Genomic DNA, 15,835 nt, shown 5'->3' on the forward strand with positions numbered 1-15,835 from the left:
CTCGTCGTAGCCGACGGCCTCGTCGTAGCCCAGCGACTCGTCGAAGCCCATGGAGTCGTCGTAGCCGGAGGACGAGGTGGTCTCGTCCTGGCCGGCGAAGTCTTCCTGGCTGAATTCGTGGTCCGTGTCCTGACCGCGGAACCGGTCTCGGTCTGTCATGCTTCCCCCCGACTTAGACCTTGTGCCCGTTCAGTGGGCATCCGTCGGGGTCCTACCCACCCCGTCCCACCAGGCAACACCGGGCTCGGTACCACCTCTGGCTTTCTATAGGGCTTTCTAGGAAAAATACTAGGAGGCGCTATACACAGCCAGAGAATGAGGCGAGCTAAATCTACGGATTTCTAGAATTATTGCTAGAGACGCGAATATTCTGCGGACGGCGCCGGCCGCGAACGAGGCGGCGTCGGCGACCTGGGCGCGGCGGCCGTCCCGCCGGTGGCGCCTTGGCGCGCATTCGGTTCGATGCGGCCTTCTACCGTTCTCTAGCCTTTTCGCTAGAGAACTCAATAGCGGCGAATCCGCGGGTTCGCCGAGGCCGGCGAGGGAGAGGCCGGGTCGATCAGTTGGGTTGGGAGCGGAGGAACTTGCCGAAATGCGGCACGGTGAACGCGACCATGCCGCGTTCGGCGCTGTAGATGAGGCCCTTCTTGATGAGCCCGTCGCGGGCGGGCGACAGGCTGGATGGCTTGCGGCCCAGCTCGTCCGCGACCGACGCCGTCGGCACCGGGTCGTCGCCGAGCATGGCCATCGCGCGCATGTAGTCGCGCTCGGCGGGGGTGGCGCGCTCGTAGCGGCTGCCGAAGAAGCCCACCGCGAGCTCGCTCTCCGCCTCCGGCGCGGCGACCTTGATGTCGTCCGCCGTGATCGGGGTGCCGGGCGCCACGTCCCAGACGACCTTCGCGTACGCCTGGACGAAGTAGGGGTAGCCGTCGGCCGCCCCGTACAGCGCGTCGAGGGCCTCCTTGGTGAAGGTGACGTTCTCGCGCTCGGCCGGGGCCATCAGCGCGAAGTCGGCCGACTCGCGGTCGAGCCGGTCGATCCGCGCGTACCGGAACAGCCGCTCGCTGTAGGACTTGCTGGCCGACAGGACGGCCGGCAGGTGCGGCAGCCCCGCGCCCACCACGATCAGCGGCCCGCCGACCTGCGACAGCTCGTGGCACGCCGCGCACAGCGCCGACACGTCGTCGGCCGGGACGTCCTGCATCTCGTCCACGAACAGGGCGATGCCGGCGCCGACGTCCGTCGCGACGGACGCGGCGTCCACGAACAGCTCGGTGAGGTCGATCTCCAGGTCGCCGGAGTCGGCGCGGCCGCGCGCGGCGGGCACGTCGATGCCGGGCTGCCAGCGGTGCGCCCGCGCCTTCGCCTTGCCGGACGGCTCCGGCTCCGACTGCGCGAACGCCTTCAGCACGCCGAGGAAGTCCTCGATGCGGTCGGGCGCGCGGTGCCGGGGCGCGAGCTCCCGGACGGCGCGGTGCAGCGCCGAGGCGACCGGGCGGCGGATCGACTGGTCGGGCCGGGCCTCGATCTTGCCCGTCCCCCACAGCCGCTGGATCGCCTGCGACCGGAACGCGTTGAGCAGCACGGTCTTGCCCACCCCGCGCAGCCCGGTGATGATCATGCTGCGCTCGGGACGCCCGCGGGCCACGCGTTCGAGCACCACCTCGAACTGCCGGAGCTCGCGGTCGCGGCCGGCCAGCTCCGGGGGGCGCTGCCCGGCGCCGGGGGCATAGGGATTGCGCACGGGGTCCACGCTGTCGGACTCTATGAGGCGATATAGCTGCGGCCGTAGATTTGCGTAGAAATCGCTGCGGCGTGTCGCGTGCTCCCGCCGCCGCCCGCAGCGCGCGGGGGCGTCCACCCCCCTCATGGCCGTTGCCACCATGCCGCCTCCCCGGGCGAGCGCCTCCGCGTAGGTCGAACTTCTGTTCGACTATTCGAACACACTAGCGCATGCGCTCGCCCCCGTCACGCGAACCGGGAAACGGCCCGCGAGCGGCTCTGCCCGGAGCGGGGGTATCCGGGCAGGGCCGCCCGCGGGAGTCTTGCGGGGGGCGCGCCGCCGCCTGGCCGGCGCGGCCCCCGTTCGCCCGCGGGGTCAGATGGCGGACTCGTCGGCGTCGGAGCGGTGCGGGACCTTGTCGGCGGGGACGGTGCCCATGCGTCCGGCCTGGAAGTCCTCGAACGCCTGGACGATCTCCTCGCGGGTGTTCATCACGAACGGCCCGTAGCGGGCGACCGGCTCGCGGATCGGCAGGCCGCCCAGGACGAGGATCTCCCACCCGTTCGCGCTGGCGAGCGGCTGGGTGTCGGCGGCACGGACGACGAGCCCGTCGCCGGTGCCCTTGTTGTGGGAGCCGGCGAACACGGCGAGCTGCCCCTCGTCCAGCCCGACCTCCTCGACGCCGGCCGTCCCGCGTCCGGACAGCACGTACACCAGCGCGTTGAAGTCGCGCGGCCAGGGCAGCGCGAGCCGGGCGCCGGGCGCGACCGTCGCGTGCAGGTAGTTGATCGGCGTGTAGGTGACGCCGGGGCCGTCGTACCCGGCGAGCGACCCTGCGATGACGCGGACGAGGGACGAGCCGTCGTCGGCGGCCAGCAGTTTGACGTCGCGGGCCTCGATGTCCTGGTACCGCGGCGGCACCCACTTCTGGGCGCGCGGCAGGTTCACCCAGAGCTGGATGCCGTGGAACAGGCCGCCCTTGGCGACCAGCTCGGGCGGCGGCTGCTCGATGTGCTGGATGCCGGACGCGGCCGTCATCCACTGGGTGGCGCCGTCGGAGATCAGACCGCCGCCGCCGGTGGTGTCCTGGTGCTGGAACGCTCCATCGATGATGTACGTGACCGTCTCGAACCCGCGGTGCGGGTGCCAGGGAGTACCTTTCGCCTCGCCCGGCGCGTACTCGACGGCGCCCATGTGGTCGAGGAGCAGGAACGGGTCGGCCAGGGCCAGGTCGACGCCGGGGAAGGGGCGCCGCACCTGGAAGCCCTCGCCTTCGAGGTGGCGCTGGGCGGTCACGACCTTCGCGACGCGGCGCCAGTCGGTGCCGGCCTCCGGAAGCAGCGGGAGGCGGGGCAGGGTCAGCGGGTCGGCCATCACGGCAGGCATGGGTTCTCCCCTCGCTCGGGTGCCCCGTCCGGCCGGGCGGTGCACTGCCTCGTGGAACGTAGTTGAGGATTCAACTATTTCCGCGGTCGGACGGCGTCGTCCCGTCCTGCTACCGTGAAGATAGCGTGCACTAGTTGAATGTTCAACATATGGGCCTATACTTTCCGGTATGAGCGAACCTCGCTGGCTCGATGCCGCCCAGCAGCGCGATTGGCGGGCGTACGTGGACGGCAGCGTCCGGCTCACCGAGATCATGGACCGCGACCTCAAGACCAAGCACGGTCTGTCGGTGTCGGAGTACGAGATCCTCGTCCGCCTGTCGGAGGCGCCCGAGCGGCGCCTGCGGATGGCCGAGCTGGCCGAGAACGCCAGCCAGTCCCGCAGCCGGCTGTCGCACACCTGCTCCCGCCTGGAGAACAAGGGCCTGGTCAAGCGGGACAGCTGCCCCAACGACAAGCGCGGCGTCTACGCGCACCTCACCGACGAGGGCTTCGCGGCGCTCGAGCGCGCCGCCCGCGACCACGTCGAGACCGTCCGCACGTTCTTCATCGACGTGATCGAGCCCGAGGACCTCGAAGCCATCGGCCGCGCGTTCAGCATGGTCCGGAAGCGGGTCGGCCCCTCGGCCTGAGCGCGCGTCCGGCGGCGGCGCGCGTCCCGGCCTACAGCGGGGTCCCGGCCCCGGCCTACAGCGGGACGGTCACCCCGGTCAGGAACCCGACCGACACCAGGGTCAGGAACCCCCAGGCGAGCATCATGCCGATGCCGAACGTCCGCCACCGGCCGCCGACCTGCCACACGAGCAGCCCGCCGAGCCCGAACGCCAGCAGCAGCAGCGTGATGAACTGCGGCAGCAGACTCGGGCGGCGGCTCGTCATCAGCGGCGCCCACATCATCACGAGATCGACGAACACGAACACGCCGAAGCCCGCCGCCAGCGCCTTCACGTCCCGGGTGAGGAACGCACGCGCGCGCTCGACCAGGACCTGCGCCTTGTCCGTCGGCAGTCGCGGCTCCGCAGCCGCCCCCTGCTCGACCTCCACGTTGTGCGCCACCGCGAAGATCTCGTCTTCGAGGCTTGGGAGGTCGCTCTCCTGAGCTTCCGCCATCCCGGCTCCCCTGGACATCCCGGCTCCCCTGGACCGGACGTCACCGGACGACATGCCCGGCGGTCGAACGAAGGTCCACGCCGCCCCTATCCGGCGGGCGCGCCCTCAAACGCACCGTAGCGAATCATGGGTGCGGCTCGAACACCCACCGGCCTGCGTATGCTGCAAAGATGCCAGGTAGAGGCCCGATCTCCAGCGCGACTTTGCTCGGCGTCCTGCTCACGGCGGTGCTCGCGGCGGCCGGATGTGGCCGCGGCTCCGACGACTCGGGCGAGCCGCCCGCCGCGACCCCGCCCACCGCAACGCCCACCGCACCGGGCACCGCGGCCTCGCCCTCCGCGTCCCCGTCGGCGTCCCCGACCGAGCAGGGCTTCCAAGCGGAGATCAAGAAGGTGACCGCCCGGGACCTGAGGTCATCCTGGCGGAAGGGCTGCCCCGTGGCGCCGTCCGGGCTCCGGATGATCGAGATGACCTACTGGGGCATGGACGACGAGCCGCACACGGGCGGGCGGCTCGTCGTCAACGCCAAGGCCGCCGGCGACCTCGTCTCCGTGTTCCGGAAGCTCTACAAGATGAAGTTCCCGATCGAGCGGATGGAACCGGTCGACAAGTACGGCGGCAGCGACTTCGAGTCGATCGAGGCCAACAACACCTCCGCCTTCAACTGCCGCACCGCGACGGGGTCGAGCTCGTTCTCCCAGCACGCGTACGGCCTCGCCGTCGACATCAACCCGTGCCAGAACCCCTACGTCTACGCGGACGGGCACATCGCCCACAAGTCCTGCAAGAGGTACCGGAACCGCGACCTCGACGCGCCCGGCATGATCCACGCCGGCGACAAGGTGGTGCGGGCGTTCGCCTCGATCGGCTGGGGCTGGGGCGGCACCTGGAGCGGCGCCAGGGACTACCAGCACTTCAGCAGCAGCGGCCGCTGACCCGCCCTCACATCATCATGAACGCGATCACCAGGATCGCGACGACCGCCACGACGGCGACGATGCCGATGATCAGGCCGATGTTCGGCCCGGACTTCTGCGGCTGCGCCTGGTTCGCGAAGTTCTGGAACTGGTGCGTCGTACCTGCCGGATCATTCGGTGTCTGCGACATGCCGAAGAGGGTAACGGATGACTTATGCCCGAGTCGGCCTCTTTGTGACGGTCCCTGGGGGACCGCGGCCTTCCAGGGGATCGCCCCCGGGCCACGTGGCGGAGAGTGTGGGATTCGAACCCACGAGGACTGTCCCCAGCCCTGGGCGCTTTCAAGGCGCCTGCACTAGTCCACTATGCGAACTCTCCCGGCGGCCGGTCGGCCCGGCCCAACGCCCACGATAGCGGTCACCGCGGCCTGCCCTCGACCGCATACCCCGGGTCGGCCTACGGTTCGCCGGGCACGCGGTAGCCGGGAATGGACGGCCAGCGGACGGTCATGACGACCGACTCCTCCTCGGCCTCCCACGAATGGTCGACGCCGCGCCCCCACACCACGTAGTCGCCCTGCTCGGCGAGCACGACGTTCCGCCCGGGGAACTCCAGGCGGAACCGGCCGCTGATCAGGACGAGCAGGGCGGTGCGCTTCTCGCCGTCCGTCCACCGCGCGCGCCGCTCCCCCTTCGGGTGGACGCCCCACTTGATCTCGACCTCGTCGCTGTGCCGCAGGTCGCCGGCCGGCTTGAAATGCCCGAGCAGCCAGCCCCGGTCGCCGGCGGCGTCCGGGCCGGCCTTCCCCACGTACAAGCCATCGACGTCCGTCACGGAACGTGACCCTACCGTCCGGCGGCGGTCAGGTCTGCGGCGGGCGCTGGAAGGCGAAGCCGTCGCCGACGACCGCGGCGAGGGTGAGGTAGGCCTCGCGGGTGGCGGGGGCGAGCTGGTCGAGCTCGACCTCGGCGCCCTCCTCCAGGTGGTCGTCGTAGGGGATGCGGACGACGGCGCGGCAGCGGCTCTCGAAGTGCGCCTGGAGCTTGTCGAGGTCGACCTGGCTGCGGGTGCGGTTGCGGACCATCGACAGGACCACGACGCCGTTGCGGACGAGGTGCCCGTGGTCGTGCGCCTCCAGCCAGTCGAGGGTCGCGCTCGCGGACCGGGCGCCGTCCACCGACGGGGAGCTGACGAGGACGAGCTGGTCGGCGAGGCTCAGCACGCCCGCCATCGCCGAGTGCAGCAGCCCCGTGCCGCAGTCGGTGATGCAGACCGAGTAGTACTGCTCCAGGACGACGGCGACGGCCGCGTAGTCCTCGGCGGAGAACGCCTCGCTGACCGCGGGGTCGCGGTCGGAGGCGAGGATCTCCAGGCGCGCCTCGTTCTGCGACGTGAACGCGCGCACGTCCGCGTACCGGTGGATGTTCTCGCGGTTGTTGAGCAGGTCGCGGACGGTGGCGGCGGTCTCCAGCTTGACCTTGTCGGAGAGCGTCCCGCGGTCGGGGTTGGCGTCCACCGCGATGACCCGGTCGCCGCGGAAGGAGCCGAGCATGGAGCCGAGGCCGGTGGTGGTGGTCGTCTTGCCGACGCCGCCCTTCAGCGACATGACCGCGACGCGGTGGTGGCCGCCGGCGACGGGGGTGCGGGCCCGCGCGATGAGGTCCTTGCGGCGCAGCTCGCTCTGCGACTCGCCGGGGTGGATGCTCCCGGCGGTCGCCTTGTAGACGGCGCGCCGCCACCCGGAGGACGGCGCGATGCGGCGCTCGCCCAGGAGGTTCTCGGAGCTGAGGCTGTCGGTGCTCTGCGGCTGCTGCGGCGGGGCGGCGTGCCCCGGCGGGATCATCTGCCCCTGCTGCGGCTGCCCCTGCTGCGGCTGCCCTTGGTGCGGCCCGGCCGGGTAGCCGTACGCCTGGTAGGGCTGCCCGGTGTTGGGGTCGATGGGCATGTACGGCTGGCCCGTGTTGGGGTCGATCTGGGGGTACGGCTGCGGGTACGGCTGGCCGGTGTTGGGGTCGATCTGGGGGTAGGGCTGCGGGTACGGCTGCCCGGTGTTGGGGTCGACCTGCGGGTACGGCTGGCCGGTGTTCGGGTCGATCGGCGGGAACTGCTGCGGGTACGGCTGGGCGCCCGCGTTCGGATCGGCCGGCGGGAACTGCTGGGCGTTGGGGTCGGGCGCGTACGGCAGGCCCGCGTTCGGGTCGGCCGGCGGGAACTGCTGCTGGACCGCCCCGTTCACCTCCTGCGGGGAGCCCGCCTCATCAGGGGTGAGCGGACGGCCCGTGTTCGGGTCGATCGGCACGTACGGCTGCCCGGAGGCGTCGGTGTCCTGCGGGTAGGGCTGCCCGGTCGCGGGGTCGATCGCCTGGTACTGCCCGCTCGCGTCCTGCTGCTGCGCGAGCTGGTCGGACGGGTACGGCGGCAGCTGGTCGAGGGGCGGCGCGGCGCTGCCGTTGACGTCGTACGGCGACGGCTGCGGAGGCTGCCCGCCCTGGGACGGGTCGTTGGCGGGCGCCGGGTAGTACGGCGGCGGGAGCATCCCCCCGTCGAACGGCTGCGGCATGGGGCCGCCGTCGTAGAGCGGGGGCGGAGGCTGGGGAGGGTTGAAGCCGGTGTCCTCCGGCCCGCCCTGGAAGGCGGGCGGCGCGGCCAGCCACGGGTTGTTCTCCGCGGCGGGCGGCGGAGGCGGCGGCGCGTTCTCCTGCCGGGCGGGCGGCTGCTGCGGCGCCTCCTCGCCCTCGGGGGCCGGTTCCGCCGCGTCCTCGCTCATCGCGTCGAGAGAGGCGAGGCGCTCCTCCAGTGAGCGCCCGTCGTGCTCATTCCTCGCCACCGTTCTTCCCCCTAGGGCACGCCTCTGATGATCAACACGGTGCAGGTGGGCAAACCGATCCCCCCGCAGGATACCCATGACCCAATGGCGTGCATCCCGCGCGTAGATCGCCCTTGGGGCGCTCGGGCGGGGCCGCCGCGCCCGGTAGCGTGATCGGTATGCATGCCATCGTGATCCGCGAGCCGGGCGGCCCCGACGTCCTGGAGTGGACGCGGGTCCCCGACCCGCGGCCGGAACCGGGCGAGGTGCTGATCGAGGTGGCGGCGAGCGCGGTCAACCGCGCCGACGTCATGCAGCGCATGGGCTTCTACCCGCCGCCCCCGGGCGCTCCCCCGTACCCGGGTCTGGAGGTGTCGGGACGGGTCGCCGAGCTGGGCGCGGGCGTCACCGGCCTGGACGTCGGCGACGAGGTGTGCGCGCTGCTCGCCGGGGGAGGATATGCCGAACGGGTCGCGGTGCCCGCCGCGCAGGCGCTCCCGGTGCCGCGCGGGGTCGACGTCGCGGAAGCCGCCGGACTCCCGGAGGTCGCGTGCACGGTGTGGTCGAACGTGTTCTGGCTGGGCGGGCTGCGCGAGGGCGAGACCCTCCTCGTCCACGGCGGCGGCAGCGGCATCGGGACGTTCGCGATCCAGCTCGCGAAGGCGTGCGGCGCGCGGGTCGTGACGACCGTGGGCAGCGCGGAGAAGGCGGCCCGCTGCCGGGAACTGGGCGCGGACGTCACCGTGAACTACCGCGAGGAAGACTTCGTGGAGGCCGGCCCCTACGACGTGATCCTCGACCTGATCGGCGCCGAGTACCTGGCCCGGAACGTGGAGGCGCTCGCCACCGGCGGACGGCTGATGGTGATCGGCCTGCAGGGCGGCGCCAAGGCCGAGCTGGACCTCGGCAAGCTGCTGCGCAAGCGGGCGCTGGTGCACGCGACGACGCTGCGGGCCCGTCCGCCGGAGGAGAAGGCGGAGATCGTGGCCGGGGTACGCGAGCATGTGTGGCCTCTGCTGGAGTCGGGGAGGGTCAGGCCCGTCATCGACCGGCGCTTCCCGATGGCGGAGGCGGCGCGCGCGCACGAGTTGCTCGAAGAGAGTGGTCACGTCGGCAAGATCTTGTTGACCGTGTGAGGATGTGGAATTTATGAGCGAGCCTTCGAAGAAAGAGCAGGAACCGCAGGTCCTCGTGGTCGGCCCCAACGGCATCGCCGTGGAGAACGCCGGCGAGGGCGAGTCCGAGGGCAAGTCGGTCACCGAGATGGTCGAGCAGCCCGCGAAGGTGATGCGGATCGGCGGGATGATCCGCCAGCTCCTGGAGGAGGTCAAGGCCGCCCCCCTGGACGAGGCGAGCCGCGCCCGGCTCCGGGAGATCCACAAGTCGTCCATCAAGGAGCTGGAGGACGGCCTCGCGCCCGAGCTGGTCGAGGAGCTGGAGCGGCTGTCGCTGCCGTTCACCGAGGAGACGGTGCCGAGCGAGTCGGAGCTGCGGATCGCCCAGGCGCAGCTCGTCGGCTGGCTGGAGGGCCTGTTCCACGGCATCCAGACGACGCTGTTCGCGCAGCAGATGGCGGCGCGGGCGCAGCTGGAGCAGATGCGGCGCGCCCTGCCCGCCGGGATGATGCCGCCCGGCGCCGAGGAGCAGCAGCAACAGCAGCAGTCGCGCCCGCGCTCGTCCGGCCCCTACCTGTAACCCGCCGGACGCGCCCGCCCGCGGGACGCCGCCCGCGGGACATGACGAACGGCCGCACCCGCACGCCCGAGGGCGCGGCCGTCGTCATGCCCGCCCCTCCGCATGCCCGCCCCTCTGCGGGGACGCGCTAGGGGAAGAGGCGCTCCAGGACCTCGGCGACGCCGTCGTCGTCGTTGCGGGACGTCTTGTGCGTCACGGCCGCCAGCACCAGCGGATGCGCGTTCGCGACGGCGTAGGACGTGCCCGCCCAGGTGAGCATCGGCAGGTCGTTGGGCATGTCGCCGAACGCCGTGACGTCGCCGGACGCGAGCCCGTGCTCGGTGCAGAAGGCGGCGAGCGCGCTCGCCTTGGTGACCCCGAGCGCGCTCATCTCCAGCAGGCCCCGCCCGGACGAGTGCGTCACCGTCACGAGGTCGCCCACCGCCTGGACGGCCTTCTCCGAGAGCGTGTCGGGGTCGGCGTCCGGGTGGAAGGCGAGCAGCTTGGTGCCGGGCCGGCTGACGAGTTCGGCGGCGTCCACGCGGCGCCCGCCGAACGCCTCCGCGTCCCAGCGGCCGAGGTGGTAGCTGTGCTCGAAATAGAACCCGGTCGGGTGCTCGACGGCGAACTGCAGTTCGGGGGAGATGCCGCGGAGCCGCCCGATCGCCTCGGCGATCACGTCCGGCGGGATCTCCCGGGTCTCCAGGACGGTCTCGGTGTGCAGGTCGTAGACGACGGCGCCGTTGGCGCAGATGGCGACGCCGTGGTGGTCGACGGCCGCGGCGATGTCCGCCATCCAGCGCGGCGGCCGGCCGGTGACCATCACGAGCATCGCCCCGGCCTGCTCGACCCGGGCGAGGGCCTCGACGGTCCGGGCGGAGATCGTGCCGTCGGAGCGCACGATCGTGCCGTCGAGGTCAGTGGCGATCACGCGCGGCGCGGACTGGCTCATGTCACCTTCCAGGGCAGATGCCACAAACCATAAGCGACGCCGGCGACACCCTGAGGCTCGGCCCCGAGCCCGTCCCGACCGGCGGGACGGGCTCGGGGCCGGACCGCCGTCAGCGCTTGATCGGCTCCAGGACGTCCTGCCCGAGGAACTTCTGCAGCGCCTCGGGGACGCGCACCGAGCCGTCGGCCCGCTGGTGGTTCTCCAGGATCGCGACCATCCAGCGGGTGGTGGCCAGCGTGCCGTTCAGCGTCGCCACCGGCTGGTTCCTGCCGTCGGCGTCCTTGAACCGCACCGCGAGCCGCCGCGCCTGGAACTCGGTGCAGTTGGACGTCGAGGTGACCTCGCGGTACGTGTTCTGCGTCGGCACCCACGCCTCGCAGTCGTACTTGCGGGCCGCGCTCGACCCCAGGTCGCCGGCCGCCACGTCGATCACCCGGTACGGGATCTCGACCTTGGCGAGCATCTCCTTCTCCCAGTCCAGCAGCCGCAGGTGCTCGGCGTGCGAGTCGGCCGGGTCGCAGTAGGAGAACATCTCCACCTTGTCGAACTGGTGGACGCGGATGATGCCGCGGGTGTCCTTGCCGTAGGAGCCGGCCTCGCGGCGGAAGCACGACGACCACGCCACGTACCGCCGCGGCAGCTCGTCGATGATCTCGTTCATGTGGTACGCGGCGAGCGGCACCTCCGACGTCCCGACCAGGTACAGCTCGTCGGCCGGGAGGTGGTACACCTCGGCGGCGTGCGCGCCGAGGAACCCGGTGCCCTCCATCGCCTCCGGCTTCACCAGCACCGGCGGGTACATCGGGACGAACCCGTTCGCGATCGCCGTCTCCATGGCCAGGTTCAGCAGCGCGTACTGGAGCCGCGCGCCGACGCCCGTCAGGTAGTAGAACCGCGCGCCCGACACCTTCGCGCCGCGCTCCATGTCGATCGCGCCGAGGCTCTCGCCCAGCTCCAGGTGGTCCTTCGGCGCGAAGTCGAACGATGTCGGCTCGCCGATGTGCTCCAGGACGACGAAGTCCTGCTCGCCGCCGGGCGGGGCGCCCTCCTCGATGAGGTTCGGGACGCTCTTCAGCACCTCGTCGAGTTCCGCGCCGAGCCGGTCGGCCTCCGCCTCCCGCTCCTTGACCTGCTGCGCCAGCTCCTTCGCGCGGGCGAGCAGCGCCTCGCGCTCGTCGCCCTTCGCCTTGGACACCGACTTGCCGAAACTCTTCTGCTCCGCTCTGAGCTGCTCGAACGAGGTCAGCGCCGAGCGGCGCCTCTCGTCCAGGTCGAGCAGCCGGTCGACGACGGCGTCATCCTCACCGCGGGCGCGCTGCGACGCGCGCAGCCGCTCCGGATCCTCTCGAAGAGCTCGCAGGTCAATCACAGACCCGAGGCTACCGGTACGGGCCCCGCGTCCGCGCGCGTATGAACCGCGGTTCAGGCGACCGCGGTGTCAGCGGACGCCGCTCGCCAGCAGCGCGTGCGCGGGCAGCGAGACCTGGCCGCCGTCCACCCCGTAGTCGGCGATGATCGTGTCGTAGGCGTCCTTGATCAGGGCGACGGTGTCCGCGTCCTGCCGCGCGACGATCACGCCGGCCGTGCCGACCCTGGACAGCGCGACCGCCCGCCACCACTCCTCGGGGTCGACGGCGTGCTCCCAGGTCACCTCCTCGACCGCGACCTCGGTGAGCCCTGCCTCGGCCACCAGCCGCCGGAACGCGGCCGCCTCGCCGTACCGCATGAACGGCGACTCGGGGATGTCCTCCGGCCACGCCACGCCGGCCTGCTCGATCGCCTCGCGGACGATCGCGAGGGCGCCGCTGCCCGGCATCACCCAGCAGCTCAGCGCGAGCCGCCCGCCCGGCCGCAGCACCCGGCGCAGCGCGGCGATCGCCGCGCCCGGGTCGGCCACGTGGTTGATGACGTAGTTGCCGGCGACCGCGTCGAACGACCCGTCCGGGAACGGCACCTCGGGCAGGACGGCGACGCGCACGTCCAGCCCGGGGACGTTGCGCCGGGCGGTCTCCGCCATGCTCTCCTCGGCGTCCATCGCCGACACCTCGGCGCCGCGCCGGACGGCCTCGAGCGAGACGAACCCGGGGCCCGTCCCGACGTCGAGGAACCGCGTCCCGCCCGTGACCCCGGCCGCGTCCAGCAGCGGACCGACCGTGTACCGGGTGAGCCGGCCGAACCCCCGCTCGTACGCGGGGGCGCGCCCCGCCCACAGTTCCCGCTCGTAAAGATCGAAGTCCCTGGCCACCAGGGCAGCCTACGTCAGCGGCCGCCCGCGCACGGACGCTCCATGATCAAGGGGGTACCGGGATGACGCCCTCGCCTTTGCACGGTTTGCGGGGAAGCGACGTTCCCCGGGCACGAAATGATCAGGGGCGGCCGGTGCGGATGCCGTCCAGCCAGGAGGCGGCCTCGGTGAAGTCGGTGTCGTGGGTGCCGCGGCGGATCTCGGGGCGGACGCGGTCGGCGCGGGGGTAGGAGCCGACGAAGCGGAGGTCGGCGCAGACGCGGCGCAGCCCCATCAGGGCCTCGCCGACGCGGGCGTCCGCGACGTGGCCCTCGAAGTCCATCCAGAAGAGGTAGGAGCCGAGGCCGGCGCCGGTGGGGCGCGACTGGATCAGCGTCAGGTTGACGCCGCGCACGGCGAACTCGTTGAGGATCTCCAGCAGGGCGCCCGGGTGGTCCTCGCCGATGAACGCGACGACGGTCGTCTTGTCCATGCCGGTGGGGGCGGGCGGCGTGCAGGGACGGTGCAGGACGACGAACCGGGTGACGGCGTCGGCGACGTCGTGGATGTCCTCGGCGAGGATCGACAGGCCGTAGCGGGCCGCGGCGAACGAGCCGGCGAGCGCGGCGTCGTAGTGGCCGTCGGCGACGTGCTGGGCGGCCTCGGCGTTGGACGTGGCGGCGCGCCATTCGGCGTGCGGGACGTTCTCCAGCAGCCAGTGGCGGCACTGCGGCTGCGCGATCGGGTGGGACGCGACGGTCTTGATGTCGTCGAGCGCCGTCCCGGGGCGGACGAGCAGCGCGAACGAGACCGGCAGGTGGATCTCCCCGACGATCTGGAGGGGCTCGCCGGTGGCCAGCTCGTCCAGCGTGGTGGGGACCGAGCCTTCGACGGAGTTCTCCAGCGCGACGACGGCGGTGTCCACGTCCCCGTTGCGCAGCGCTTCGAGGACGGCCGGGACGGTCGCGTACGGGACGTGCTCGGCGCCGGCGGCGCCCGGCAGGGTGAGCAGCGCGGCCTCGGTGAACGTGCCCTGCGGACCCAGGTAGGCGTAGCGCGCTGGCCTGCTGTCTGCGGTCACGGAGTCCCCCGAGGCGGATGGTGCGGACGAACACGCCGAGTTTACTTGCCGGCGGGCAATGCGGTGCCGCCGCCCGCGCGGCGAGCGCCGGCGCGTGGATCGGGCGCGTGGATCGGGCGCGTGGATCGGGCGGCGGGTCGGGCGCGGGCGTCAGGTGCGGGCTGACGTGCGGTCGCCGCTGCCGAAGTCGGCGAGCGGGTCGTCCAGCGACACGACCGGGCCCTTGCCGAGCCGGGCGGCCCGCAGGACGTGGCTCTCCTCGGGGGAGAGCGTCTCGACCGGGTGCCCGGCCTGGACGGCCTTGGCGTACGTCCGCGTCTCGGTCCTCCCGTTGATGGAGCTGACGACGACCCCGTCCCCGACCGCGTTGATCAGAGCGAGGGAGAACGACCGGTGCCCGGACATCTCCTTCAGCGCGTCGTAGTGGACGATGGCGAGGTCGCGCAGCGCGCGCTCGTCCACCGATCCGCTGGCGACCTGGAGCTGGCGCCTGAGCATTTCCCCGCACTCGTCGACGACCTGGTTGACCCGGTTGTGCGCGACCACCGCGACGGACAGCCCTGCAATACCGGCGACCAGACCCGCGACGGCCACCGCGACAAGCATCACGTGGCGAGCGTACCGACCTCGGCCTTCGGTTGCGAAGGAACCCCCTGATCGGGGCCGGGTTTGACCCTTTTGACCAACCAGGTGCCGAGGACGGCGATGGCGGCGAGCGCGGCGATCCCGAACGAGTCGCGCAGGACTTGGCCCGCGAATTCCGCTATGGCGGAGTGTTCCGGGCCGATCCAGGCGCGTCCCCACCACGGCAGCGGCCACAGGAACAGGAACCAGGCGCCGAGCGCGAGCAGACATCTTCGCGTGTCCCGGCCGTCTCCGGCCAAAGCACCGATGACCGCGATCATCCAGACAAGGTGGTGGATCCATCCCACAGGGGACAGCACGACGGACAGCAGCCCGACGATCGCGACGGCGCCGAGCAGCAGGCTGGACGAGGCCGTCCCGGTCAGCCCGTCGGCGGCCAGGGCGGCCCGGCGCGCCCGGGAGAAGCCGTAGCAGGCGACGATCAGCGCGAGCACGAGCCACACCAGCGTCCGGACGGGGCCCTCGTCGAAGATCCGCGCGACGATGCCGTGGATCGCCTGGTTGGTGGTCCCGTCGACCGCGCCCGTCCGGTCCCCGCCCTGCAGCAGCGCGCCGAACCAGTAGGCGGACGAGTCGGCGGGCAGCAGCGCGAACCCGGCCAGGGTCGCCGCGGCGGCGGTGAGCACCGCGTTGACCAGCGCGTCCCGCCGCCCGGTGAGCAGGAAGTAGATCAGGAAGACGCCCGGCACCAGCTTGATCGCGACCGCCAGCCCGACGAGCGCGCCGCGCGGCCAGCGCGGGACGCGGGCGCAGCAGTCGGCGAGGCACATGGCGAGCAGGAACAGCCCGACCTGCCCGAACCGGACCTGGTCGCGGACGGGGTCGAGCCACGCCATCGCGGCGAACAGGACGCCGGCGGTGAGCGGCGCCCAGCGCCCGGTCCGGCGGATGAGGTCGCGGAAGGCGTACCAGACGGCGATCGCCAGCGAGACGTAGATCAGCACGACCCACGTCCACTGCGCGGCCCGCCAGGGGAGCAGCGTGAACGGGACGGCGAGCGCGGCGGCGAACGGCGGGTAGGTGAACGGGAGCAGCTGCGGCGGCTGCGTGAGGAAGTCGTACAGCGGCGCCCCGCGCAGCACGGCGAGCCCGCCCTCCCGGTACACCTCCAGGTCGACGAGCCGCTGGTCGGGCGGGTTGGTGAGCCAGCGGGACACGATCGGGGCGACCGCCGCGGCGGCGACGGCGGCGCCGGCGAGAAGGAGGAGCCGGTTCGGGCGCCCGCCCCGCGCCTCACCCGCCTGCCGCACCATGGGACCGTCCACAGCCCGCAGGATATGGCCCCTGTGCGGTGGTAGTGCTCTTGTAGCCTTGACGC

At 72.1% G+C, this 15,835-nt stretch carries 16 protein-coding genes and 1 tRNA gene; 4 read left to right on the forward strand and 13 right to left on the reverse strand.

Features of this window, described 5'->3' with window-relative positions:
* Positions 1 to 559 precede the first annotated feature (559 nt).
* Positions 560 to 1,753 (reverse strand): ATP-binding protein, encoded by a 1,194-nt coding sequence (locus ACIWVC_RS18010; protein ID WP_396447395.1) that lies wholly within the window; start codon positions 1,751 to 1,753, stop codon positions 560 to 562.
* Between the two features lie 345 nt (positions 1,754 to 2,098).
* Complete coding sequence (locus tag ACIWVC_RS18015) at positions 2,099 to 3,109, reverse strand: pirin family protein (protein WP_396447396.1); 1,011 nt, start codon at positions 3,107 to 3,109, stop codon at positions 2,099 to 2,101.
* Positions 3,110 to 3,278: 169 nt separating this feature from the next.
* On the opposite strand from ACIWVC_RS18015, the gene ACIWVC_RS18020 reads away from it, so the two are divergent.
* Positions 3,279 to 3,740, forward strand: coding sequence for a MarR family winged helix-turn-helix transcriptional regulator (locus ACIWVC_RS18020; protein WP_396447397.1), 462 nt, complete (start codon positions 3,279 to 3,281; stop codon positions 3,738 to 3,740).
* A gap of 55 nt (positions 3,741 to 3,795) precedes the next feature.
* Here the strand turns inward: ACIWVC_RS18020 and ACIWVC_RS18025 are convergent, their stop codons facing one another.
* Positions 3,796 to 4,218: a hypothetical protein gene (locus ACIWVC_RS18025; RefSeq protein ID WP_396447398.1), complete on the reverse strand. Its 423-nt coding sequence runs from the start codon at positions 4,216 to 4,218 to the stop codon at positions 3,796 to 3,798.
* 170 nt (positions 4,219 to 4,388) lie between these two features.
* Here ACIWVC_RS18025 and ACIWVC_RS18030 point away from each other — a divergent pair, with 170 nt between their 5' ends.
* Positions 4,389 to 5,153 carry a M15 family metallopeptidase gene (locus ACIWVC_RS18030; protein WP_396447399.1) on the forward strand — a complete coding sequence of 255 codons (765 nt, stop codon included), beginning with the start codon at positions 4,389 to 4,391 and terminating at the stop codon, positions 5,151 to 5,153.
* Between the two features lie 7 nt (positions 5,154 to 5,160).
* Here ACIWVC_RS18030 and ACIWVC_RS18035 read toward each other — a convergent pair whose 3' ends face one another.
* The 4 genes from ACIWVC_RS18035 to ACIWVC_RS18050 form a co-directional block, all read right to left on the reverse strand.
* Positions 5,161 to 5,325: a hypothetical protein gene (locus ACIWVC_RS18035; protein ID WP_396447401.1), complete on the reverse strand. Its 165-nt coding sequence runs from the start codon at positions 5,323 to 5,325 to the stop codon at positions 5,161 to 5,163.
* Positions 5,326 to 5,421: 96 nt separating this feature from the next.
* Positions 5,422 to 5,513 (reverse strand) — tRNA-Ser (locus ACIWVC_RS18040).
* Positions 5,514 to 5,591: 78 nt separating this feature from the next.
* Positions 5,592 to 5,969, reverse strand: a complete 378-nt coding sequence (locus ACIWVC_RS18045) for a signal peptidase I (RefSeq protein WP_396447402.1) — start codon at positions 5,967 to 5,969, stop codon at positions 5,592 to 5,594.
* A 28-nt stretch (positions 5,970 to 5,997) separates the two neighbouring features.
* Positions 5,998 to 7,962, reverse strand: a complete 1,965-nt coding sequence (locus tag ACIWVC_RS18050) for an AAA family ATPase (protein WP_396447403.1) — start codon at positions 7,960 to 7,962, stop codon at positions 5,998 to 6,000.
* 158 nt (positions 7,963 to 8,120) lie between these two features.
* Here ACIWVC_RS18050 and ACIWVC_RS18055 point away from each other — a divergent pair, with 158 nt between their 5' ends.
* Positions 8,121 to 9,077 carry an NAD(P)H-quinone oxidoreductase gene (locus ACIWVC_RS18055; RefSeq protein WP_396447404.1) on the forward strand — a complete coding sequence of 319 codons (957 nt, stop codon included), beginning with the start codon at positions 8,121 to 8,123 and terminating at the stop codon, positions 9,075 to 9,077.
* Between the two features lie 13 nt (positions 9,078 to 9,090).
* Positions 9,091 to 9,636, forward strand: coding sequence for a bacterial proteasome activator family protein (locus ACIWVC_RS18060; RefSeq protein ID WP_396447405.1), 546 nt, complete (start codon positions 9,091 to 9,093; stop codon positions 9,634 to 9,636).
* Between the two features lie 127 nt (positions 9,637 to 9,763).
* Here ACIWVC_RS18060 and ACIWVC_RS18065 read toward each other — a convergent pair whose 3' ends face one another.
* The 6 genes from ACIWVC_RS18065 to ACIWVC_RS18090 form a co-directional block, all read right to left on the reverse strand.
* Positions 9,764 to 10,567: a Cof-type HAD-IIB family hydrolase gene (locus ACIWVC_RS18065; protein WP_396447406.1), complete on the reverse strand. Its 804-nt coding sequence runs from the start codon at positions 10,565 to 10,567 to the stop codon at positions 9,764 to 9,766.
* A gap of 109 nt (positions 10,568 to 10,676) precedes the next feature.
* A complete protein-coding gene (gene serS / locus ACIWVC_RS18070) occupies positions 10,677 to 11,936 on the reverse strand; it encodes a serine--tRNA ligase (protein WP_396447407.1) in 1,260 nt (419 codons plus the stop codon).
* A 69-nt stretch (positions 11,937 to 12,005) separates the two neighbouring features.
* A complete protein-coding gene (locus tag ACIWVC_RS18075; protein ID WP_396447408.1) occupies positions 12,006 to 12,812 on the reverse strand; it encodes a class I SAM-dependent methyltransferase in 807 nt (268 codons plus the stop codon).
* A gap of 121 nt (positions 12,813 to 12,933) precedes the next feature.
* Positions 12,934 to 13,872: a prephenate dehydratase gene (pheA, locus tag ACIWVC_RS18080; protein ID WP_396447409.1), complete on the reverse strand. Its 939-nt coding sequence runs from the start codon at positions 13,870 to 13,872 to the stop codon at positions 12,934 to 12,936.
* 150 nt (positions 13,873 to 14,022) lie between these two features.
* A complete protein-coding gene (locus ACIWVC_RS18085; RefSeq protein ID WP_396447449.1) occupies positions 14,023 to 14,478 on the reverse strand; it encodes a DUF4446 family protein in 456 nt (151 codons plus the stop codon).
* The gene (locus ACIWVC_RS18090; RefSeq protein WP_396447410.1) at positions 14,478 to 15,782 is read right to left on the reverse strand and encodes a glycosyltransferase 87 family protein; all 1,305 of its coding nucleotides are present in this window, start codon (positions 15,780 to 15,782) and stop codon (positions 14,478 to 14,480) included. Before ACIWVC_RS18090 ends, ACIWVC_RS18085 begins: the two co-directional genes overlap by 1 nt.
* Positions 15,783 to 15,835 lie beyond the last annotated feature (53 nt).

Source organism: Actinomadura sp., assembly GCF_044508335.1.
Taxonomy (GTDB): Bacteria; Actinomycetota; Actinomycetes; order Streptosporangiales; family Streptosporangiaceae; genus Spirillospora.